The sequence below is a fragment of the Hyunsoonleella pacifica genome (genome assembly GCF_004310335.1).
GTDB lineage: Bacteria > Bacteroidota > Bacteroidia > Flavobacteriales > Flavobacteriaceae > Jejuia > Jejuia pacifica.
This window is the reverse complement of sequence record NZ_SIRS01000005.1, coordinates 65424-88501: the sequence shown is the minus strand read 5'-3', so window position 1 is coordinate 88501 and position 23078 is coordinate 65424. Positions and strand designations below refer to the sequence as shown.

The 23078-nt window shown below is 34.0% G+C and carries 21 protein-coding genes and 1 tRNA gene; 15 read left to right on the top strand and 7 right to left on the bottom strand.

Annotated features, from left to right (window positions below; translation table 11 throughout):
• The 5 genes from EYD46_RS12350 to EYD46_RS12330 are packed head-to-tail and all read left to right on the top strand — an operon-like array spanning position 1 to position 5953.
• Positions 1-840 (top strand): restriction endonuclease, encoded by an 840-nt coding sequence (locus tag EYD46_RS12350; RefSeq protein WP_130937483.1) that lies wholly within the window; start codon positions 1-3, stop codon positions 838-840.
• Between the two features lie 6 nt (positions 841-846).
• Positions 847-1398, top strand: a complete 552-nt coding sequence (locus tag EYD46_RS12345) for an AAA family ATPase (RefSeq protein ID WP_130937482.1) — start codon at positions 847-849, stop codon at positions 1396-1398.
• 1 nt (position 1399) lies between these two features.
• Positions 1400-3466, top strand: coding sequence for a copper-translocating P-type ATPase (locus tag EYD46_RS12340; RefSeq protein ID WP_130937481.1), 2067 nt, complete (start codon positions 1400-1402; stop codon positions 3464-3466).
• A 1-nt stretch (position 3467) separates the two neighbouring features.
• Positions 3468-4184 carry a PepSY domain-containing protein gene (locus tag EYD46_RS12335; RefSeq protein WP_130937480.1) on the top strand — a complete coding sequence of 239 codons (717 nt, stop codon included), beginning with the start codon at positions 3468-3470 and terminating at the stop codon, positions 4182-4184.
• Positions 4181-5953 carry an efflux RND transporter periplasmic adaptor subunit gene (locus EYD46_RS12330; RefSeq protein WP_130937479.1) on the top strand — a complete coding sequence of 591 codons (1773 nt, stop codon included), beginning with the start codon at positions 4181-4183 and terminating at the stop codon, positions 5951-5953. The genes EYD46_RS12335 and EYD46_RS12330 overlap by 4 nt, the downstream gene beginning before the upstream one ends.
• 469 nt (positions 5954-6422) lie before the next feature.
• Here the strand turns inward: EYD46_RS12330 and EYD46_RS17995 are convergent, their stop codons facing one another.
• From EYD46_RS17995 to EYD46_RS12300, 5 genes are all read right to left on the bottom strand, one after another.
• Positions 6423-6599, bottom strand: coding sequence for a metal-sensing transcriptional repressor (locus EYD46_RS17995; protein WP_229731295.1), 177 nt, complete (start codon positions 6597-6599; stop codon positions 6423-6425).
• Positions 6600-6630: 31 nt separating this feature from the next.
• Complete coding sequence (locus tag EYD46_RS17990) at positions 6631-6837, bottom strand: GDCCVxC domain-containing (seleno)protein (protein ID WP_130937478.1); 207 nt, start codon at positions 6835-6837, stop codon at positions 6631-6633.
• The gene (gene merTP / locus EYD46_RS12310; protein ID WP_130937477.1) at positions 6837-7436 is read right to left on the bottom strand and encodes a mercuric transport protein MerTP; all 600 of its coding nucleotides are present in this window, start codon (positions 7434-7436) and stop codon (positions 6837-6839) included. Before merTP ends, EYD46_RS17990 begins: the two co-directional genes overlap by 1 nt.
• Complete coding sequence (locus EYD46_RS12305) at positions 7433-7807, bottom strand: ArsR/SmtB family transcription factor (RefSeq protein WP_130937476.1); 375 nt, start codon at positions 7805-7807, stop codon at positions 7433-7435. The genes merTP and EYD46_RS12305 overlap by 4 nt, the downstream gene beginning before the upstream one ends.
• Before the next feature lie 455 nt (positions 7808-8262).
• Positions 8263-8490 (bottom strand): helix-turn-helix domain-containing protein, encoded by a 228-nt coding sequence (locus EYD46_RS12300; RefSeq protein WP_130937475.1) that lies wholly within the window; start codon positions 8488-8490, stop codon positions 8263-8265.
• A 125-nt stretch (positions 8491-8615) separates the two neighbouring features.
• Between EYD46_RS12300 and EYD46_RS12295 the strand changes: the two genes are divergently transcribed.
• The 6 genes from EYD46_RS12295 (at position 8616) to EYD46_RS12270 (ending at position 13086) form a co-directional block, all read left to right on the top strand.
• The gene (locus EYD46_RS12295) at positions 8616-8882 is read left to right on the top strand and encodes a hypothetical protein (protein ID WP_130937474.1); all 267 of its coding nucleotides are present in this window, start codon (positions 8616-8618) and stop codon (positions 8880-8882) included.
• 226 nt (positions 8883-9108) lie between these two features.
• Positions 9109-9768, top strand: a complete 660-nt coding sequence (locus EYD46_RS12290) for a helix-turn-helix transcriptional regulator (RefSeq protein ID WP_130937473.1) — start codon at positions 9109-9111, stop codon at positions 9766-9768.
• A gap of 220 nt (positions 9769-9988) precedes the next feature.
• Positions 9989-10061: transfer RNA gene (locus EYD46_RS12285), tRNA-Met, on the top strand.
• 274 nt (positions 10062-10335) lie between these two features.
• Positions 10336-11127, top strand: coding sequence for a type IV toxin-antitoxin system AbiEi family antitoxin domain-containing protein (locus EYD46_RS12280; RefSeq protein WP_130937472.1), 792 nt, complete (start codon positions 10336-10338; stop codon positions 11125-11127).
• Positions 11124-11915 (top strand): nucleotidyl transferase AbiEii/AbiGii toxin family protein, encoded by a 792-nt coding sequence (locus EYD46_RS12275; RefSeq protein ID WP_130937471.1) that lies wholly within the window; start codon positions 11124-11126, stop codon positions 11913-11915. Before EYD46_RS12280 ends, EYD46_RS12275 begins: the two co-directional genes overlap by 4 nt.
• A gap of 175 nt (positions 11916-12090) precedes the next feature.
• Positions 12091-13086: a DUF2806 domain-containing protein gene (locus EYD46_RS12270; protein ID WP_130937470.1), complete on the top strand. Its 996-nt coding sequence runs from the start codon at positions 12091-12093 to the stop codon at positions 13084-13086.
• Between the two features lie 169 nt (positions 13087-13255).
• Here EYD46_RS12270 and EYD46_RS12265 read toward each other — a convergent pair whose 3' ends face one another.
• Together EYD46_RS12265 and EYD46_RS12260 are read right to left on the bottom strand one after the other, a co-directional pair.
• On the bottom strand, positions 13256-14599 hold the full coding sequence (locus EYD46_RS12265) for a sensor histidine kinase (RefSeq protein WP_130937469.1): 1344 nt from the start codon (positions 14597-14599) through the stop codon (positions 13256-13258).
• Complete coding sequence (locus tag EYD46_RS12260; RefSeq protein ID WP_130937468.1) at positions 14589-15941, bottom strand: sigma-54-dependent transcriptional regulator; 1353 nt, start codon at positions 15939-15941, stop codon at positions 14589-14591. The genes EYD46_RS12265 and EYD46_RS12260 overlap by 11 nt, the downstream gene beginning before the upstream one ends.
• A 204-nt stretch (positions 15942-16145) precedes the next feature.
• Here EYD46_RS12260 and EYD46_RS12255 point away from each other — a divergent pair, with 204 nt between their 5' ends.
• The 4 genes from EYD46_RS12255 to EYD46_RS12240 all read left to right on the top strand — a co-directional run bounded on the left by EYD46_RS12255 (position 16146) and on the right by EYD46_RS12240 (position 23058).
• The gene (locus EYD46_RS12255; protein ID WP_130937467.1) at positions 16146-17396 is read left to right on the top strand and encodes an efflux RND transporter periplasmic adaptor subunit; all 1251 of its coding nucleotides are present in this window, start codon (positions 16146-16148) and stop codon (positions 17394-17396) included.
• Between the two features lie 27 nt (positions 17397-17423).
• Entirely contained in the window at positions 17424-18101 is a 678-nt protein-coding gene (locus EYD46_RS12250) for an ABC transporter ATP-binding protein (RefSeq protein ID WP_130937466.1), read from the top strand.
• 149 nt (positions 18102-18250) lie between these two features.
• The gene (locus EYD46_RS12245; protein WP_130937465.1) at positions 18251-20653 is read left to right on the top strand and encodes an ABC transporter permease; all 2403 of its coding nucleotides are present in this window, start codon (positions 18251-18253) and stop codon (positions 20651-20653) included.
• A 26-nt stretch (positions 20654-20679) separates the two neighbouring features.
• The gene (locus EYD46_RS12240) at positions 20680-23058 is read left to right on the top strand and encodes an ABC transporter permease (RefSeq protein ID WP_130937464.1); all 2379 of its coding nucleotides are present in this window, start codon (positions 20680-20682) and stop codon (positions 23056-23058) included.
• The last annotated feature ends 20 nt before the right edge of the window (positions 23059-23078 follow it).

Sequence of the window (23078 nt, the reverse complement as noted above, 5' to 3'; positions counted from 1 at the left end):
ATGGAAAATGCAATCAATATCATAAAGTATTCGGGTGAGGTTGAAGTTTTCAATATTGAAAAGCTAAAACGCTCTTTGAGGCATTCCAAAGCGAGTGAACAACTTGTAGTGGAAATCGCCGAAGAAGTACAGAAGCAATTAACAGATGGAATGACAACCAAACGAATTTATGAAATTGCTTATGCGATTTTGAAACAGAAATCAAAATCAGGTTCTGCTCGATACAAACTCAAAAAAGCCATTATGGAATTTGGTCCTACTGGCTACCCTTTTGAGAGATATATTGGTAAAATTCTCGAATATGAAGGTTTCAAAACAGATGTAGGTGTAGTTATGCAAGGTCATTGTGTAACCCACGAGGTAGATGTAACCGCTTTGAAAACTAACGAACATTATTTGGTGGAATGTAAGTTCCATAGCGACCAAGGCAGGAATTGCAATGTAAAAATACCTCTTTACATACAGTCCAGGTTTAAAGATTTAGAAACCCATTGGCTAAAGCAAAAAGACCATTCCAAGAAATTTCATAAAGGCTGGGTTTATACCAATACAAGATTTTCAACCGATGCAATTCAATTTGGTGAATGTGCTGGACTCGGATTAGTTAGTTGGGATTATCCTCAACAAAATAGTCTTAAAAGTAAGATTGACCATTCAAGATTGTACCCAATTACAGCATTGCCCTCATTGAGCAAACAGGATAAACAAAAGATTCTAAACAATGGTATTGTGCTTTGTAGAGAGGTTTGCGATAATCCCAGGCTTATAAACAACTTAGGAGTACCTACATCGAAAAAGAAAAAGATTTTAGAAGAAGCTAATGAATTATGTAATCACTAAAAGAAAATGAAGAATGACCAAATCATAGAAACCAATTGGTGTGTCATAACAGGAGGCCCAAGCACTGGCAAAACTACTACTATCAATATGCTTGCAGAACTGGGGTATGAAACTACCATTGAACACGCTAGACATTATATAGATACGATGCGAATAAAGGGGCAAACAGTTGAAGAACTTCGAAGCAATAAACGAGAGTTTCAACTTGGTGTTTTAGATATGCAAATCGAACAGGAAGCATCGATAAACCCTAAAGATTTAGTTTTTCTAGACAGGGCAATCCCAGATGCATTAGCATATTATCGGTTTTTAAAATTAGAAGTTGACGAAATTTTAAAAGACGCAATGCGCAAAGTGAATTACAAAAAGATTTTCGTTTTAGACAAACTGCCTTTAATCAACGACTATGCGCGATTGGAAAGTGAAAACGACCAAAATCAAATACACAATCTTATTACCGAAGTGTATGAATCATTACCCTTTCCAGTGGTACACGTACCTGTATTACCACCATTGGAACGAGTGAATTTTATATTGAACAGTATTAAAGACAATTAAAATGGAAAATCACGAACACCACAAACATCATAACCACGAAAAACATCCCAAACAAAAGGCAGAAATGGACCATAGTAAGATGGACCATTCAGGTCATAATCCTGCTCACGGCGAAATGGGACACGACCATCACAAAATGATGATAGAAGATTTTAAACGAAGATTTTGGGTGTCCACAATTTTGACCATACCTATTCTTCTATTATCGCCAATGATACAGAATTGGTTGGGCGTGGACTGGAATTTCACTGGCAGTAATTATGTGCTGTTTGCATTGTCGAGTATTGTTTACTTCTACGGCGGATGGCCATTTTTAAAAGGTTTGGTAAGTGAGTTAAAGAAGAAATCGGCAGGAATGATGGCACTTATTGCCGTAGCAATTTCGGCAGCATATTTTTATAGCGTAGCTGTCATTTTTGGGTTTGAGGGGAAAACGTTTTTTTGGGAGTTGGCAACACTTATCGATGTAATGCTAATTGGTCATTGGCTAGAAATGCGTTCTATTTTGGGTGCTAGTAAAGCTTTAGAAGCATTGGCAGCATTAATGCCTAACGAAGCTAACTTGGTAGATGGAAACCAAACTCGAAAAGTAAAAATAAACGAGCTAAGCGAAGGTGATATCATTCTCATTAAACCAGGTGAAAAAGTTCCAGCTGACGGTGTAATAGTAGAAGGTAAAAGTGACCTCAATGAAAGTATGCTCACTGGGGAAAGTAAGCCTGTAAGTAAAAGTGTTGATGAAGAAGTAATTGGCGGTGCTATTAATGGTAATGGGGTCATCAAAGTAAGAGTAAAAGGCATAGGAGAAGAAACCTATTTATCAAAAGTGATAAATATGGTTCAGACGGCTCAAAAGCAGAAGTCCAAAACGCAACGTTTGGCAGACGTAGCAGCAAAATGGCTTACTGTAATTGCATTAGTATTAGGTTTTGGTACATTCTTTACGTGGTTGGCATTAGGAGAAACAGTATCATTTGCCTTAGAACGTATGGTAACTGTAATGGTAATCTGTTGTCCACACGCTTTAGGGCTGGCAGTGCCTTTAGTCGCTGCAATATCTACAAGTATCTCTGCTAAAAATGGACTCTTAATTCGTAACCGAACAGCATTTGAGGCTTCTCGAAAAATATCAACCATTGTGTTCGACAAAACTGGAACACTAACTAAAGGTTCACACGAAGTAGTAAGAATTGTTCCATTGTCATCTGACTACGATAAAACAGAACTCTTAAAGTATGCGACTGCTGTTGAAAGCCCTTCCGAGCACCATATCTCTAAAGGATTAAGACGAAAAGCAAAAGAGGAAAATATTGAGATTCCTTCTGTAACCGATTTCAAGTACAACGCAGGCGTTGGTGTTAGTGGAACAGTCAATGGAAAGAAAGTACAAGCAGGTGGATATGTACTAATGGAACAATTGAACAAAGATGTTGCTGAAGATAAAGACGAGGGTATTGAAACCAAAATCTTTACCATAGTAGATGATGAAGTGATTGGCTTTGTAACCTTCGCAGATGAAATCAGGGAAAGTTCTTATGAAGCTATTAAAGTCCTTCAGAAAAACAATATCAAAGTCTCTTTGCTTACTGGAGACAATGAAAAAGTAGCTAAAGATGTCGCTGATAAATTAGGACTAGATGATTATATGGCAGAAGTACTGCCAGACCAGAAACAAGACAAAATAATAGAATTGCAAGCAATGGATGAATTTGTGGCAATGACAGGCGACGGTGTAAACGATGCACCTGCATTAGCACAAGCAGATGTTGGTATTGCCATTGGTTCTGGAACGGATGTAGCCGCCGAGACCGCTGATATTGTTTTAGTGGACAGCAATCCAAAAGACATTGCTAACTTGATATTATTTGGTAAGGCTACATATCGTAAAATGGTTCAAAATCTGGTTTGGGCAACGGGCTACAATATTGTGGCTTTGCCCTTGGCAACTGGGTTCATACCTGGGCTTATGATAAGCCCTGCATTTGGTGCAGCTTTAATGAGTATCAGTACAATTATTTGTGCAATTAATGCACAAACACTCAAAGGAATTCTACAATCAAAAACATAATATGGTTAATAGAAAAACAGCTTTGAAAGTTAGAAAAATACACAGGTACTTAGGTCTCTTTTTAGGGGTTCAATTTCTGTTTTGGACGATAAGCGGAATGTATTTTAGTTGGACAAATATCGATGATATACACGGCGACAATTTTAAAAATCTGGATTATCAACCTCAAGCTTTCAATAATTTAATAAGCCCGTCACAACTCAATGTTGCCAACGGTATTAATACTATTGAGTTGAGAGATATTGGTAATACCCCTTACTATTGGGTTAATAAGGTGCAATTATACAATGCTACAGATGGAAGCACTAAGAATAGCATCACAAAAGATGAAGCCCTATATGTCGCCAAAAAGTATATGAATAGTGAATTGGTAGTTGAATCTATCGAGCAAATCAATGAAGCAGGAAGACACCACGAGTATAGAGAGAAGTTATTACCAGCCTATGTTATTTCATACAAAACAGATGAAGCTTTAAAAGCTTATGTATCTTATAAAGACGGAAAGTTTCAAACAGTAAGGCATCGCAGTTGGCGTTGGTTTGACTTTTTATGGATGACACACACCATGGATTATGAAGGTCGGGATAATTTCAATACCACGGTCTTGAGGGCTTTCTCCCTTTTAGGTTTAATTACAGTATTAAGTGGCTTCTTGTTATGGTATACATCATCCCCTTCAGTTAGAAAATTATTAAAACGAAAAAAAACAAAAAAATGAAGAAATACACGATTTACATTGGATTAGTAGTCCTAGGATTAATGTTTGGGTGGTTACTATTCGGCAACTCATCAAACAAGGAAGTTGAGCATAATCATAATGAAGTGGCAGAAGCCAATCAAATGTGGACCTGTTCAATGCACCCTCAAATTATGCAACCCGAACCTGGCGATTGTCCTATCTGCGGGATGGACTTAATTCCTGCGGAAAGTGGTGCAGACGGTTTATTGGCTGACCAATTCAAACTTACAGAAAACGCTATGGCTTTGGCCAATGTCCAGACATCCATAGTTGACAACAATAACTTAGATAATAACGCCATAAAGTTATCAGGAAAAATAGTAGAAAATGAAGAATCCAACGCTGTAGAAGTAAGCTATTTTTCTGGAAGGATTGAACGTTTGAACGTGAGTTTTACAGGAGAAGAAATTCGAAAAGGGCAATTGTTAGCTACTATTTATTCTCCTGAATTATATGCAGCACAACAGGAATTGCTAACAGCGGCTTCCTTAAGGGAATCCCAACCAGAACTCTACAAAGCTGTAAGGAACAAATTGAAGCTCTGGAAATTATCAGAAGCCCAGATCAATAAAATTGAATCATCAGGCAAAGTTTTGGACAACTTCCCCGTTTATGCAACGATTTCAGGTACGGTTTCCGAAAAACTAGTAGAAGAAGGGGATTATATTAAACAAGGGCAACCGTTATTGAAAATAGCAAAACTGAATACGGTTTGGGCAAATTTCGATGTCTATGAGAATCAGATTGACTTATTCAAAAAAGGACAGGAAGTGGCTATCACAACCAATGCCTATCCCAACAAAGAATTTGAAGGTAAAGTTTCATTTATAGACCCAGTATTGGATACACGTACAAGAACCGTAAAATTAAGAGTTGTATTAAACAATACAAAAGATGAGCTTAAACCAGGAATGTTTGTTGAAGGTAACATTGAAGGTATTTCTACATCTAAAGAGCAATTACTTAGTATTCCGTCAACAGCAGTGTTATGGACGGGAGAACGTTCGGTTGTCTATCTAAAAAGCAACCCTGATGAACCAGTTTTTGAAATGCGCGAAGTAAAATTGGGTAATACTTTAGGCGATAATTATGAGGTGTTAAATGGCTTAGAGAATGGTGATGAAATAGTCACTAATGGAACTTTTACCATCGATGCAGCTGCTCAATTACAGGGTAAAAAATCAATGATGAACAAGGAAGGTGGAAAAGTAATGACCGGACACGAAGGACATTTGGGAATGCAAGAAACAACTTCAAGTGACAATAGTAATCACTCTGAAATGAATGATAGAATTAAGGTCTCAGTGGATTTTCAAAATCAATTGAAAACTGCTTTTAATGATTATTTAGAAGTAAAAAATGCATTGGTACAAGATGATTCAAAGAAAGTAGCTGACGATGCGAAGAAACTATTGGATAAATTGAATCTCATAGATATGACATTATTGAAGGATAACAATGCTCATAATCACTGGATGAAGTTGGAGAAAGAACTGAAATCCTCAACCAAATCTATCATAGAATCCTCGGATATTAAAAAACAGAGAAATCATTTTAAGCATCTATCATCGCATTTGGGCAGTGCGATACAGTTATTTGGAGTCAACGAAAAGGTTTATAATCAATTTTGCCCAATGGCGGATAACAACAAAGGCGCTTATTGGTTGAGCAAAGAAGAAAAAGTATTAAACCCATATTTCGGTGATGCAATGCTAACCTGTGGAGAGGTAAAACAAGTAATAGACTAATCAACCATTTAGCAGAAAACTCTTTTAACTCCATATTCCTTCATTTTTGAAATACAGATTTTACTTTCGGATTGCTCGGATAGATTATAAAGTGTGATTTCGCAGTCTTTTCCTGCTGTCTCTTTTACCAATTGTACCACAGGCTCGCATACTGGATATCCCGCCGTAAATATTTCGATTTTTCGTTTCTTCTTATTTTGAAGTTCAAATTAATAATAAAACAAAGATGAGAACGGTAGGTAGGGGGTAACCTAATTTTTTAGTCTTTTTTTTCGTTATAGTCTTTTAACCTGTTTTCTATGATTTGGATTTCTTTCAATTTATCTGTCAAGTTGGACAGTTCCACGTTTGGAAATTCCCTTTTTAAATATTCAATTTTATCTTCATTGCCACAATTTCCTGGACAAGAATTAATAGCGTTTACGATTCCAATTGCGAGTGCCTTACGGTATACTTCACCCAACAGCAGTTAATGTGCGTTTTGGATGCCTTTGTCAATGGATTTGAACTGGATGTTTATTTGCTTTGGGTCTTTTCCATCATTAAGCATTATTACAATGCCATTGATTTGATCACTTAATGTTTTCAGTCTGGTTTTTATATCTGAAATCAAGTCAGATGGTAATTTATGTGGTCCCGTTTTCATTTTCGCAAGATATAGGTTATCACACTTACATTTAACAACAGCTTTCGTTCTGTTGAATTGAAGGACATTTTACTGAACCAAAACTGCAATAGACGCAACAATCGCCTTCGTTTGGTCGTAATACTTTTTTACAACTCACACATTCGTAAAAGAATTGACAGGATTCTGTCGGCATTTCCTCTACTTCTTTATACCCGCAGTTCGGACACGTAATTTCTGATTTTAATTGGATTTCCATTAGTTTTCCCTTTTGCCGGTTACTTTATAGCCTGTTGAGTTAATCGCTTTTTCGATTTCAGCTTCGTTGGTTTTGGTTTTGTCAAATTCAACGATTGCATTTCCATTTTCGTAAGATGCTTTTGAGTTTACAATTCCATTGAGTTTGTACACTTCGTGATTTATGTGTTCTTCACAACCTGCACAGGTCATTCCGCTGATTTTAAATTCAGATGTCTTAATGTCCGATTTGTCAACTACGATTATTTGCTTTTCTGTATTTGGGTAAAAAATTCCTGAATAATATGGAAATGCCAACATTAAGATAGCAAATAGAGTTACTATTCCTAAAAAAGTTTTAGACTGCGTAAATTTTGGTTTCTCATCTGTCTCACACTCACAGTCAATTTCCTTTTTAGGTTTTAGCATTTGATACCAGGCAAAACAAAGAACCAAAATTGTCAAGCCGATTAGGTAGGGTCTAAAAGGTTCTATCCAAGAAAATGTTGAGGCAATTCCGCTTGTTCCGGCTATAAGAGCCAGAACGGGGGTAATACAACATAAGGAAGCTGTAATTGCTGTTAGTAAACCTGCCCCTATTAATTTGTTTTCACTTTTCATACCACTTCTAAAACTTTGTTATTGTCAAGTATCTCAAAAAATGGGTTAAGTAGCTTTTCGTATTCAGTTGTCAATGAATAAAAAATCGTTTGAGCATCTCTTTCAGTTTCTAAAAGCTTTCTATCTTTCATTTTTCTCAAGTGCTGGGAAATAGCTGAAATGTTCATTTCTAGAATATCACTTAAATCACAAACACAAAGTCTTTTTTCTTCATATAGCAGATAGAGTATTTTAAGTCTAACACTATTTCCGACCAATGAAAGCCCATTAGCCAAATAGTCGAACGATTCATTTAATTCAGAAACAGTGTCTTTGCAACGATTTATTTGCTCTTTATCCGCTTGCTGCCTTATACAAGAATTATTTTCCATAACACAAAAGTATAATATTTTATTATTTAAGCAAATACTTAAATACAAAACATTTACATACTACAACCCTTGAGTTTAGTTGCTAACGATAAAACGGAAGGATTCTAAAATCTGAAGGATTTATATAACAAAATCACTTCGGAAATAAATTTAGGATTTATTATGAAGACTAGGATATATTCCTAAGCTCTGTTCTTACCTTATTAAGGATAATGACAATTGCACCAAATATGGAATTGATGCAGATAAAGGGACTCTTCTCTCTGTACCAGTTGGTTAAGGAAAGACCTGTTTAACAAAACTATTGAGGAGCATTATAACATTCAGTGTCCTTATGGAATAATTCCATGTAGGAATGTAAAACGTCAATCTCTCTGTAGTAGCAGTGTATTCACAGATAGAATTCTTTATGTCCTTGGGATAGATTCAAAAGGAAATATGCATTTAGACTAAAATTACTTAATGCCTTTGAAAAATTCCTCTAATGTGATATTATGTACAGAAGCAATTTTGAGAAGAGTATTAATTTTAAAGTTGCTGCCATTTTCTAACGACCAATAATTCCTTCTACCAAATCCATACTTAACAGCAAAAGTCTCGTAACTGCCATATCCAGCAGCGAGTCTCAGCTCTTTTATTCTTAAGCCTATTGCCTTTCTTTTTAATTCGTAATCTTGATTCATTTGAATCCCACAAAGTGCATAAAATCATTCGAAAAAATTACGCCCCACACGGCGTGTTTTTATTTTTTTTAATTAAATTTGTGGCATATTGTTTCGAACAAATACCTAATTTACTTACGTACTTGATGAAGTCTCTAGAAAATATCTATGTTTTATCAGGTACATTGGAAGCAATAAACTTGTATATGGACTCATTGGAAACTTTAAAAAGCCATAATACACGTGATTTTATGGTATACTCCTTTGATAAGAACAATATTTTAAACGAAGTAGAAAAAGAAATGGAAGAAATGCAGACTTGGGAAACGTCTGTCCTTATTAATGAGAAAACTTACAATGATTTATATGCCAATCTATGCCAAAAGTTGAGGGAATGGTATAACAAGAAGTAAAATAGTCCCTAGAACTATAATAGCCAGACGGGAATGGGCCCATTATAAAATATGTTTCTCTCAACATGTTTCCCCGTCATAAAGAGCTCCTGCAATTCGAATCAGGGGCTCTTAAATTTACAATCTAATAGAAACTGCAAATTGCTATAATGATAACTCTCAAATCTAAATCAACTAAAAAGAAACAGTTTTTATAAATTAAAGTTCAAATTTTAACTGATTATTTATGTCACTGAACAACAAACCCTTTAAAGTTTTAATTGTAAGCAGTGATTCTGAATTTCGAAAGCTTGTCAAGAAAACGTTTAAATTTCTTCAGAAGGAAAAAACTATTGATAAGTATGAATGCACCCAACATACCAATATACTCAAGTTTCTTGAGGAGTCTGAAGTACAAGAAATGTACGATATAGTCATAGCCCTTTTTAAACCAACCGATTTTCCAACTAAATTTGAGCCATTAATATTTGAGAATGAGAGTCACAAAACAAAGTTTTCGACAAAAATCCTCCTTATAGCCCAGCAGTTGGATTCTTATTTCCTAAAACGTCTCTTCAAAAAATTTAACCCAGATGGTTTTATGTCTTTTCACAACGTCGAGATTAAAGAAATAACAGACCACGTTCGAAACCTTCTAGTGGGGCATCTGAATTATTCATGCGATGTTTTACAAATGTTTAGGTCAGAATTTGTTTTAAACATAGACCAAAAGGATCGAGATATAATGTTTTTTCTTAACAGAGGTCTCAACATTAAAGAAATTCCTGTACCACTTTCTATACCCACAATAGAAAAGCGAATGAAAGAACTAGCAAGAAAACTTGGCATGAAGGATTATAATCGCCAGGATTTAATTAATTTGTGTATTGAAAATAAAATCATTTAAAAAAAAGTCGTTTTCTAGTTATGACCTTAGTTTTTCAAACATTATTCCTGCTATGGATAAGAGTTCTAAAGTCCTAAAATAAATTCAACTTTTAAACGCAAAGCATTTAAATTTTGTTATATTTACAAAATCAAAAATCGTAAACACTACCGTAAACAGTAGTAGATTTTTCACCTATTTTCAATTATTATAACATATTGAATAACAGCGATTTAAAAATCGCGGGGTAGAGCAGTAGGTAGCTCGTCGGGCTCATAACCCGAAGGTCACTGGTTCGAGTCCAGTTCCCGCTACTAGCAAAACCAAGCCTTCACATAAACGTGAAGGCTTTTCTAATTCTTAGGTACAACATAGGTACAACAATTTAAAGTTTTTCACATATTCATTCTAATTGATAAGAATTGGCGTTTTTTACCAGTAAACATCATTACTTAGTACTTAAGCTGTTGTTGATATACTATCCGCATCCCAAAATTGGAAGAAGTTTCAATTAAATTAAAAAATATATAGTAAAATAATGAGATAATTACCTTAAAGTGGTATCTTTCTCTAAAATTTACTTTTATAGTGGATATTTCAGAATATATAAAGCAACTACAAACCTTTGAAGAATACTCGTTTTCTTGGGATGAACTTGTAATAGCCTGTAATAAAACCGAAACTGCTTTAAAGCGGGAGCTTTCTAGACTGGTAGCCAAAAAGGAAATTATGAATTTAAGAAAAGGATTTTACCTCATAATTCCACCGAGATATTCAAAACAAGAACAAATCCCTATACAATTATTTGCAGATAAGCTCTTTAAATACTTGGATAGCAATTATTATTTAGGCTTTTATTCTGCTGCAAAGTTTCACGGTGCTGGGCATCAACAAGTGCAAAGGGAATATGTTATGACAGACAAGTCATTCCCTGATATTAAAAAATCATCGCTGGATATTCATTTTTTTACAACATCAAAATGGCCAATAAAAAACATTTTGAAAAAAAAATCAGATGCAGGCATTTTTAAAATTTCAAGTCCAGCACTGACGGCTGTAGATTTAATTCATCATCAAACTAAATTGGGTGGTATCAATAGAATGTTAGCAATTCTCGAGGAATTGTCAGAGGAAATGACCGTTCAAGATATAGAAGACCTAATTAGTTGGTATCCTCATAAAAGCACCTTACAACGTTTAGGGTTTTTACTGGAAGTAGCACTGCAAGTTGAGAAGACTTTGTATACACCAGTTATGAAGTACTTAAATACATCCAAATACTATCCTGTATTATTGAGTCCAAAATCAAAAGAGAAACCTGGAGCTGTTCTTAATGATTGGAAAGTCGATATAAATATAAAATTAGAAAGCGATTTATGATTCCGAAGCCTTATATAGCGAAATGGCAAGGGCAAGCACCTTGGAAACAGTTTTATCAAGTAGAACAAGACCTTGTGATTAGTCGTGCGCTAGTAGAAATTTTTTCGGATGATTTTCTACGAGAAAACTTAGCGTTTAGAGGTGGTACTGCACTTCATAAGTTATATTTAAATCCAGCACCACGTTATTCGGAGGATATCGATTTGGTTCAAATAAAACCAGGTCCTATAAAACCAATCATGCAACGCCTAAACGAGGTTGTTACGTTTTTTGAAGAACCAAGAAAAACCCAAGTAAAAGGACACGGTGCGAAGGCATTATACCGTTTCACTTCAGAATATGAAGAAATTAGACTGCGCTTAAAATTGGAAATCAATTGTAAAGAACATTTTAATGTGTTGCCTTGGGTTGAGTTTCCTTTTCAAGTAGAAAGTGATTGGTTTACAGGAAGTACTAAAATTAGAACCTACAGCATTAATGAGTTACTGGGTACAAAATTAAGGGCATTATACCAGCGCAGTAAAGGCAGGGATTTGTTCGATTTGGATTATTCCAGATTACATATGGAATTGGATGTAGAACAGATAATTAAATGCTTTAAGGAATACACAGCATTTTCAAAAGGAAATAGACCGCCAAGTCAAAGAGAGTTTTTGCTCAATATTGAAGAAAAAGAACAAGACCCAAATTTCACGGGAGATATGGAGGCTCTATTGAGAACTGGAATAGCATATAATCAAGAAAAAGCTTTTGAGTGGCTTAAAAGTAAAATTATTGAGAAGCTATAAAAAATAAAATATCAAACTCATAACCCGAAAGTCACTGGTTTGAGTCTAGTTTCCGGTAATAGAATATACAAGAGTTTCAAGAGATTGATGCCCTTTTTTTGTTTTTCTGTACAACATATTTACGACATTCAGGATGTTACAAATTATTTTGTAATTTTAATTCAAAATAACTCTTATGTCTGACTTTTCTTTGGAAAAACTTGCTGAGCCAATTACAAAACTAATTGAAACTATTGGTACTGCTGTAGGAATTTGGTACGAGCCGACAAAAATAAAAAGGAAAGCTAAAGCTGATGCTGAAGCCATAAAAATATTGGCTAGAGCTAAGGTTGAAGCTTTAGTTATTGAAGACAGTTCTATAAAGAATTATTACTTAGCTCTTGAACAAGAAAGACTTTTGCTGGAATTTCAAAAAAAGAATAATCGGGATAATGTCATAATTATGGCTGCCGAAGAATTAGATGGTAAAACTGTAAATAAGGAAAAAGTCGATAAAGACTGGGTTACTCAATTTATTGGTCATGTAGAAAGTACTTCCAATGAAGAAATGCAGCTATTATGGGCTAAGTTATTGTCAGGAGAAGTTCAGAAGCCAAATTCATTTTCAAAAAGAGCAATGGCAACTCTAGCATCAATGTCTCATCAAGAGGCAAAAGTATTTTATGAAATAGCAGTTCTGTCTTTCAAAAATGAAATGGGAGATGTAGTATCTCCTACTCTCAATAGTAAATATTTTTCAGGTTTTAATTATACAAGAGAAAGAGATAGTATTAGTATACTGCAAACATTAAACCTTCTTAATGACAATATTGGTAAGCCTCAAGGATTATTATACAAAGTTAAAGAAGGAATGGATTCTGTTTGGATTCCTTACTTTGACTATGGAATTAAAATAACTTGTAAGGATAGTGATTTTAGATGGTTATCTCTAAATGGATTAATATTTACACATATCGGAAAGGAATTAGTCCAATTAGTAAGCCCTAACCAAGACATGGAAGGTTATTTGCGTACAATGGTTACTCAAATTGTAGGCTGGCATAGTTCGCCATCTTATCCTAATTACCGTCTTCTTATAGCTGAATTTGGAAAACTTCAAGATTATGATGAAGAGAGTAATACATTTGAAAACTCTGAGATGATATCTTGGAAAGATTTTACTAATGAGTAAAAGAAAAGAGCCCGTTTTTGACTTAGAATATTACATCAATAAATAAGTAGGGTATTGTTGCTTAATAAAGTCCATGATTTTTAAAAAATCAGAAATAAAGTGGTTAGATATTTGCATTGTTCTCGCTACTAAATAAAACCTTCAACTTGTAAAGTTGGAGTTTTTTTATTTAAAACACCAAACTAAACACAGAACCTTCTCCCTCGGCACTTTTTACCATTATTTTTCCTTTGTGCAATAGCATAATTTGTTTGCAAAGGCTTAAGCCAATACCGCTTCCTGTGGCCTTACTGGTAAAGAAAGGTACAAATATGTTTTCTAGAATATCTTCTGGTATGCCTAAACCATTGTCGTATACTTTAATGAGAATATCTCTATTTTGGTTTTGTGATGCTAGTACTTTTATTTTAGGTGCGTCTTCTTCAATACAGGCGTCAATCGCATTTAGTATTAGGTTTATTAAAACCTGTTCTATTAAATGAATATCTATATCTAACTCTAATCTAGCTCCAGATATTTTAAACTCAATATCAATATTTTTTGCTTTTATAGAGGGTTCCATAAGCAACTGTATATTATTAAACAGTTCTGAAACCATAATTCTTTGCAAATTTAAATTGGTAACTTTACTTAAACTACGATATGTTTTTGCAAATTTTAATAAGCCTTCACTTCTATTTTTTACTGTTTTTATACCTGCGTTTAAATCATCTAACTCCAAAGTGTTTTTTTGAGGGTGTTCAATAGCTAATTCAACACTTTTTTGAAGTGTATCTGCTAAAGATGATATTGGAGCAATGGAATTCATAATTTCATGTGTCATCACACTCAATAACTTTTTCCACGATTCAGATTCATTTTTATTTAATGTAGTATCAATATCCTGAATTACAATTAGCTTAAACGCATCCTCATCCACTTGAAAAACGGTATCTGAAATTAGTATTTTAATACTTTCGTTTTGCAAAGCAATAGATATAGAATGAGGTTCTCTGTGATAGGTGTCAAAAATTGTATTGAAGAGTTTAGGCTTTCTACTTTCTATAAATCTTATGTTTTTAAATGATGGTATATCTAGTATTTCCCCAAAATAATCATTACTCCATAACACATTACCCGTTTCTAAATTATAGGCAATTATACCTATGTCTACCATTTCAAGAATTTTTTGCAGATAGACATACTGTGCTTCATTTTTGGCATTAATTTCTTTAATAGTTCGGTTAATTTCATTGAATCCAGTATATAAAAACCGAATGTCTTTTGGTCCTCTATCTTCTGGGAACCATCTTGAAAAATCACGATATTTAACGGCTTGAAAGAAATCATCCATTGCAACAAACCTGCGCTTTACAAAATTATAGGTGTCAACAATTAGATAGAAAATAATTAAACTGCCAATAACCATATAAGTGGTTTTTTCAGTATAAATAGAATATGTGAGACCGAGAATTGCGGCAACTAAAAGTAGAATTCTAAAAAATAATCTAAGTATATAACCCCTATAGTTCATACTTTTCTAATCTTCTGTATAGAGCAGCTCTTGTAATACCCAATTCTTTAGCAGATTTAGATACGTTACCTTTATGTTTTTCTAATACAGTAATAATCGTATTTTTTTCTACCTCATCAAGGTTTAAGCTGTTGGCTTCAAGTCTATTTGAAGTTGTAGTGCGCTCAATTGAAGAAAACACCAAATCTTCAGGTTTTAAAACATTACCATCTGTCATAATAACTGCGCGCTCTAATACGTATTGCAGTTCTCTAACATTGCCTGGGAAGTCATGTTGTTTTAATTTTGAAATAAAACCAGTATCAAAACTAAAAGCACTTTTATTGTATTTTTCAGCGTATAGTGAAACAAAATAACGAGAAAGTTCCGTAATATCTGTGCCACGATCTCTAAGAGGTGGTACTATAATATCAACAGTATTAATCCTGTATATTAAATCTTTTCTGAATTTCTTTTCATCTGCAAGCACTTTGGGCTCTAAATTGGTAGCGCAAATTAATCTAATATCAATAGGAATAGCAGTATTAGAGCCTAATGGGGTTACTTGCCTGTTTTGTAAAACAGTTAAGAGCCGTACTTGCTGGCCAAGGGTTATATTTCCTATTTCATCTAAAAATAAAGTGCCACCGTTTGCGGCTTCAAAACGCCCTTGCCGATCTTCTCTGGCATCAGTAAAAGCTCCTTTTTTGTAACCAAATAATTCGCTTTCAAACAGAGAAGAGGTTAATGCGCCAACATCAACCTTTATAAATGGTTTATGCTTTCGGTTAGAGTTATCATGAAGTGCTCTTGCAATTAAATCTTTACCTGTACCGTTTTCACCAAGAATTAAAACATTGGCATCAGTTGGGGCAACTTTTTTAAGTTTTACAAAAACATCGTCCATCACCTCACTACTTCCAATAATATCTACGCTGCTAGAACTAAGTTTTTTCTCTTTTGGGATGTTTGATTTTTTATTACTTAGAATAGAGGTAATGGTATCAATGATTTTATCATTCTTCCACGGCTTCATTAAAAAGTCGGCAGCACCTTCCTTTAAACCTTTAATCGCCAAATCTATATCAGCATAAGCCGTCATAAGTATAACAGCTATTTCAGGCTTTTGCTTTCTAATTTTATTTAACCAAAAAATGCCTTCATTCCCAGTATTTACTAAACCACTAAAATTCATGTCTAAAATGACAATATCAAAGTTAGAGCGATCAATGAGGGAATTAATGTTGTTTGGATTTTTTTCGGTAACTACCTCATTTACTATTGGTTTAAGTAGTAATCGTAATGCTGTAAGTACGTCTGCATCGTCGTCAACAACCAGTATGTTAGCCTTTTTTATAACCATTCATACAATATTACGATTTTATATTCAGCTTCTAAAGCCTCTTAAATCAAAAAATAGATGCTTTAAATGTGTACACAATCGAACACAAAGTGTATCAAAAACGAACACTTTTATTTTTAGTAAAAAATGTAAATAATTGATTTTTAATTATTTGTGTTTTTGGCATCATCTTCACTATAAGTTAAGTGTCATAAAAAAATAAAAATGGACGTACCAATTCAAAAGAAAAAATTTTCGAAGCAGAAACTTTGGTTAATCGCAGGTGTAGTAATCCTATTAGCTTTTATAGGTTATGTAGTTGTACTAACATCTGGAGGTGCAAAATTAAATGTTGAAAAAGAACGTATTTCTATTTACACGGTTTCAAAAAATGTGTTTCAAGAAAATATTCCAGTAAATGGTATCGTGTTGCCGATAACTACAATTTATTTGGATGCTTTAGAGGGTGGTAGAGTAGAAGAAAAGTTTGTTGAAGATGGTGCAATGATGAAGCAGGGAGAACCTATACTTCGCTTATCTAATACCGATTTAGAATTAAGTCTTATCAATCAAGAAACATCGGTTTATAATTTATTAACGCAGATGCAGATTTCGCAAAATGCTGCACGTCAAAATACAATTAATCGTCAAAATCAATTTACAGATGTTGAGAATAGTCTTATTGAGGCGAAGCGTGTATTTGAATTGAATCAAAAACTATATGATAAAGAAGCTATTGGTAGACAAGATTATGAGTCTTCTAAAAATAATTATGCCTACCAACAAGAGCGTATGAAGTTGGCAAAACAGGTATTGATGGAAGATTCTATTTCCTCAAAACTTGAGGTAAAACAAGCCCGAGACTCTTATGCTAGAACACAAAGTGCGTTACAGTTAATGCGAAAAAAAGTGGGAGATTTAGTGGTAAGAGCACCAATAGATGGCCAATTAACATCATTGGATGCTGAGATTGGACAATCTATAACTAAAGGTACACGACTTGGGCAAGTAGATGTTACAAGTGGTTACAAAGTTAGAGTAGATATTGATGAGCACTATATTTCAAGGATTTACAACGGACAGGTAGGGACGTTTACTTTTAACAGTAAGAGCTATAATTTAGTGATTAAAAAGGTGTTTACGCAGGTTACTAATGGGCGTTTTCAGGTGGATATGGCTTTTGAAGACGAAACTCCTGAAGGTATACGAAGAGGACAAAATCTTCAAATTCGTTTGGCGCTTAGTGCTGAAAAAGAGGCACTACTTGTTGCTAAGGGAGGATTCTTCCAAAAAACAGGAGGAAACTGGATGTTTAAGATAAGTGAAGATGGAAATACGGCTTACAAAGTAGATGTAAGACTCGGAACTCAAAACACAGAATATTTTGAAGTTCTTGAAGGGTTAAATCCTGGGGATAAGGTTGTAACGTCTAGTTATGACTCATTTGGGGATGTTGAAGAACTCATTTTAAAATAGAATAACATTACATAAATATAGAATACAATGATACAAATTACAGATTTAGAGAAGTTTTATAAAACCGAAGAGGTTCAAACTATCGCGTTGAATAAATTATCCTTCCAAGTAAAGGAGGGAGAGTTTGTAGCAATTATGGGGCCTTCAGGTTGTGGTAAATCTACATTGCTTAATATTTTGGGGTTATTGGATGATCCTGATGGAGGAAGTTTTAAGTTTAATGGGGAAGAAGTTTCTGGATATAACGAGCGTAAACGCTCTAATTTACGCAAGCATAATATTGGTTTTGTATTTCAAAGTTTTAACCTTATTGATGAACTTACGGTCTTTGAAAATGTAGAATTACCATTAATCTACACTGGTGTTAAACCGGCTGAGCGTAAAAAGAAAGTAGAGGAAGTATTGGAAAAAATGCAAATTATGCACAGAAGAAATCATTTTCCTCAGCAGTTATCAGGTGGTCAACAACAACGTGTAGCGGTAGCACGTGCGGTAGTTAATAATCCAAAACTAATTTTAGCAGATGAGCCTACTGGTAACTTAGATAGTACTAATGGTAATGAGGTTATGGATTTACTTATAGATTTAAATGAAGCAGGTACAACCATCATTATGGTAACGCATAGCGAGCATGATGCTAAATACAGCCATCGTATCATTAGAATGTTAGACGGCCAAAAAGTTACAGAGAATATATTGGCTTAAAATCAAAAAATTTCATCAATCAAATCAATCGAACCAGTCAATCAGATGAAGGCACTTCGGTATAACATCATCAATCACTAAACAATTTTAGATATACCGAGGTGTTGTCATCACATCAATCAAAAAACGAACAGTAATTCTTTAAAATTATGCTTAAAAATTATTTCAAAATAGCGTTTAGAAATTTACTTAAAAACAAAGTGTATTCATTTATAAATATATCTGGTTTAGCCATAGGAATGGCAGTAGCTATTATGATAGGGCTTTGGATAAATGATGAATTAAGTCATAACGATTATTTTACCAATAAATCTAAGGTTGCTCAAATGATTCAAAGTCAAACGTTTAATGGAAAAACGGGCACGAATCCAGCAATTCCAAGACCTTTGGAGTTTGAGTTGCGTGAAAATTATGCCGACCATTTTAAGCATATTGTGATGTCTTCTTGGACCAATGCCGTTTACCTTCAAGTAGGAGATAAAAGCTTGTCCAGAACAGGGAATTTTATGCAAGAGGAAGCGCCCTCTCTTTTAGATTTAAAAATGATTAAAGGCGATCATAGTGCTTTGAAAGAGGTAAATTCTATAATGCTCTCTGAAACTTTGGCTAAAGATTTATTTGGAGATGTAGACCCTATAGGAAAACCAGTAACAGTGAATTATCAAGGCGATTTAATGGTTACAGCTATTTATGAAGATATACCAGAAAACAACACCTTTTCTAACTTAAACTATATAGGTAATTGGGAGATGTTGATACAAATTTATGACTGGATGCGAAACTCGAAGGATAATTGGGGGAATAATTCATTTCAATTATTTGTCCAAGTTCATGATAATACAACTGTAGCATCAGTTTCTGAAGTAATAAGAGATGCTAAAAAGAAAGTAGCAGGAAAGGATATTGAGCAATTCAATCCGCAGCTCATGTTATTACCAATGAAAGATTGGCATTTAAGAAGTAATTTTGAAGATGGTGTACAAACTGGTGGGCGTATTGAAAATGTATGGTTATTTGGTATTATTGGTGTGTTTGTATTGCTTTTAGCATGTATCAATTTCATCAATTTAAGTACGGCACGTTCGGAAAAAAGAGCTACTGAAGTTGGTATTAGAAAATCCATTGGTTCTAATCGTAAACAATTAATCGTCCAATTTTTAAGTGAGTCTTTTCTAGTAGTAATATTTGCATTTATACTTGCTATTGGCATTGTTCTATTATTTTTAAATGGGTTTAATACTTTGGCAAGTAAATCAATAGTATTCCCTTGGTCTAATCATAGTTTTTGGTTTGTATCGTTGCTATTTATCTTATTTACAGCACTAGTGTCTGGTAGTTATCCAGCATTGTATTTATCTTCTTTTAATCCAGTTACAGTACTTAAAGGCACTTTTAAAGCTGGACGTTATAGTGCTCTGCCACGTAAAATTTTGGTAGTAATGCAGTTTACATTTTCAGTGGCTTTAATTATAGGGACGATGATAGTTATGAATCAAATTCAGTTTAGTAAAAACAGACCTGTAGGTTATAACAAAAATGGACTGATACAACTTCCAGTAATGAGTCCGGAGTTTGAAGGAAAGGCAGATATTATGAGAAATCAATTTTTGGAATCTGGTGCTATTACAAATATGTCCACTTCTAGTAGTCCTACAACTCAAATTTGGTCTAACAGAAGTGGATATACATGGGATGGTAAACCAGAAGGTTTTCAAGAAGATTTAGCATACACAACAGTATCCTATGAATTTGTTGAGACTATGGGTGTAGAACTTATTGCTGGACGTGGGTTTTCAAGAGAATTTGCTACGGATAGCACTGCTGTAATATTAAATGAAACAGCCGTTAAATATATGGGCTTAAAAAATCCAATAGGAAAACTTATTAAAGATTCAGACAAGGAAGACCCAGGACCACCATTGAAAATTATAGGTGTAATTAAAGATATGATTGTACGTTCTGCTTACGAGCCCGTAAAACAAGCCATGTATGTTTTTGATGGTTATGAAAATGCGACTTACTACAACCTTCGTTTAAACCCAAATAAAAGCGTAAGTGAAAGTTTAAATGTAATAGAAACTACGTTCAAAAAAAATTTCCCAAGTATCCCTTTTAAATATCAATTTGTCGATGAAGAATATGGTAAAAAATTTAGGGCAGAAGAGCGTATTGCAAGTTTGGCAAAGGTATTTACAATTTTGGCGATTTTTATTAGTTGTCTTGGGCTATTTGGTTTGGCTTCGTTTGTAGCAGAGCAACGTACTAAGGAAATAGGAGTGAGGAAAGTACTTGGAGCATCCGTAAGTCAGTTATGGATATTGCTATCAAAAGACTTTATCACATTAATAGTTATTTCAATTCTAGTGGCTTCGCCATTGGCATATTATATTATGGGGCAGTGGTTGCAAAAGTTTACTTATAGAACTCCTATAGAGTGGGAAGTATTTGCGGTTGCCTGTTTTGGTGCTATAATCATAACACTTATTACTGTGAGTTTTCAAGCGGTAAGAACAGCTACTTCAAATCCTGTAAAATCACTTAGAACAGAATAATCATCATCCATCTAAAGACAATAGTTATGCTTAAAAATTATTTCAAAATAGCGTTAAGAAACTTACTAAAACATAAAGGGTTTGCAATATTAAATATTAGTGGTTTAGCTATAGGCATGACTGCTGGATTTCTTGTATTGATGTATGTAGGTTTTGAATTAAGCTATGATAAAATGCATAGTAAGGCCAATTCTATATATAGAGTAGTTGCAAATTTAAAAACACCTTCTGAAACAATACGAGCAAATAAAGCAGCTTGGGCAGTAGCACCAAATCTAGAGCGAGAGTTTCCAGAGATATTAAAATCTACTCGTGTTATGAATCTAAATTTGGTTATTGTTAAAGAAGACAAAAAAATTATAGAAGAAGATGTTATAGCCGTTGATTCTGCATTTTTAGATGTTTTTGATTTTAAATTAATTCAGGGAGATAGAACCAAGTTATTGAATACTCCAAATAGCTTAGTAATTTCAGACGAAATTGCTAGAAAATACTTTGGTAATACTAATCCTGTAGGTAAGGAATTAGAGTTAGATGGTTTTGATGACCCTAGTTTGGTTACAGGGGTTATCGAGAAAATTCCTGAGAATTCACATATTCAGGCAGATATATTAATGTCGATGGTCACTTTTACAGCACCTCCAAGTAATCGTGATAAACAATGGAGCAATTACAACCCTTCCAGTTATATATTAACCGCTGATGGAACAGATGTTGAAATATTAGAATCAAAATTCCCTAATTTTCTTGAAGAGAAGAACGGCAAAAAGATGCGTGAACTGCAAATGTTTGTTACACTTTTTTTAGAGCCATTTTCTGAGGTGTATTTAAAATCAGACAGAGGTGGAGATATAACAGGAAATATCAATAATGTTTATATATTTTCAATAATAGGTATATTTATATTACTCATTGCTAGCATCAATTTTATTAACTTATCAACAGCGCGTTCTGTTGAGAGAGCTAGGGAGGTAGGTATAAGAAAAGTTATTGGGGCTGGAAAAAACCAATTGGCTTTTCAATTTATAGGAGAGTCCATCATAATATGTTTGCTCTCATTTTTAATGGCTTTGGGATTAGCATCTTTAAGTTTGCCTTATTTTAATCAGTTAGCAGGTAAAACTGTTAGTACAGGAATTTTTATTGATCCTATTAATATTGGTTATCTCTTTATAATAGCACTTTCAATAGGCATTATAGCAGGTATTTATCCAGCTATTGTTCTTTCTTCATTTAAACCAGTTAGTGTACTTAAAGGAAGCTTCTCTAAAGGTAGTAAAGGAATTTTATTAAGAAAAAGCCTTGTAGTTGTTCAGTTTACCATATCCATAGCTTTAATTATTGGAACCATTGTAATATATAAACAAATGCATTTTATGCAAAACCAAGATTTAGGTTTCAATAAAGCACATACATTAATTATTCCTACTGAAACAGGAAGCTCACAGGAAGCACTACGTCATAGCATTGCTCAAATTGCAGAAGTTAAAGGCACATCGCTAACATCTAGTGTTCCAGGGTCTGATAACCCAGCGGCTTATTCAGAAATTGAAAATAAAAATGGCGATTTACAAGTTGCAAACTTAGATTTATACTTTGTTAATGAAGACTTTATTGATGCGTTAGGAATGCAAGTTATTGCAGGAAGAGGTTTTTCTAGAGAATTTGTTTCAGATTCTTCTCAAGCCATGGTAGTCAATGAAAAAACAGTAGCACTATTAGGTTATACAACTCCTGAAGAAGCTATAGGAGCACGTTATGAACAATGGGGAAGTAGTGGGCAAATAATAGGTGTAGTAAAAGATTTTAATTTTAGATCACTTCAACAAGATATTACACCATTAACAATGCGTTTAGACCCTGAAAGAACAGCTCTTATAACTGTGAAGCTACAAGGAGAAAACATTTCTAAAGCGTTAAGCAAAATTGAAAATGTTTGGAAATCAATGAAACCTGCTGATCCCTTTGAATATTACTTTTTAGATGAACTGTTTAATTCGCAATATGAAGCAGAGGAAAACTTTGGTAATTTGTTTTTAAGTTTTGCACTTTTAGCCATATTTATCTCTTGTCTTGGCTTATTAGGTTTGGCAGCTTACAGTACAATCCAGCGGAAAAAGGAAATTGGTATCAGAAAAATTATTGGAGCTTCTGTTGGAAATATTGTGAATTTGCTTTCTAAAGACTTTTTAAAGCTAGTAGGTGTAGCATTTATAGTTGCAGCTCCCATTGCTTGGTATGCTATGCAAAATTGGTTAGACGATTTTGCTTATAAAATAGATGTTGAGTGGTGGATGCCAGCTTTAGCTGGTGTATCATCTATCATTATAGCTCTGGTAACAGTTAGTTTTCAAGCTATATCAGCTGCAATCGCTAACCCTGTAAAATCACTCAGAACAGAATAGCTTTCATCAATTAATCACAA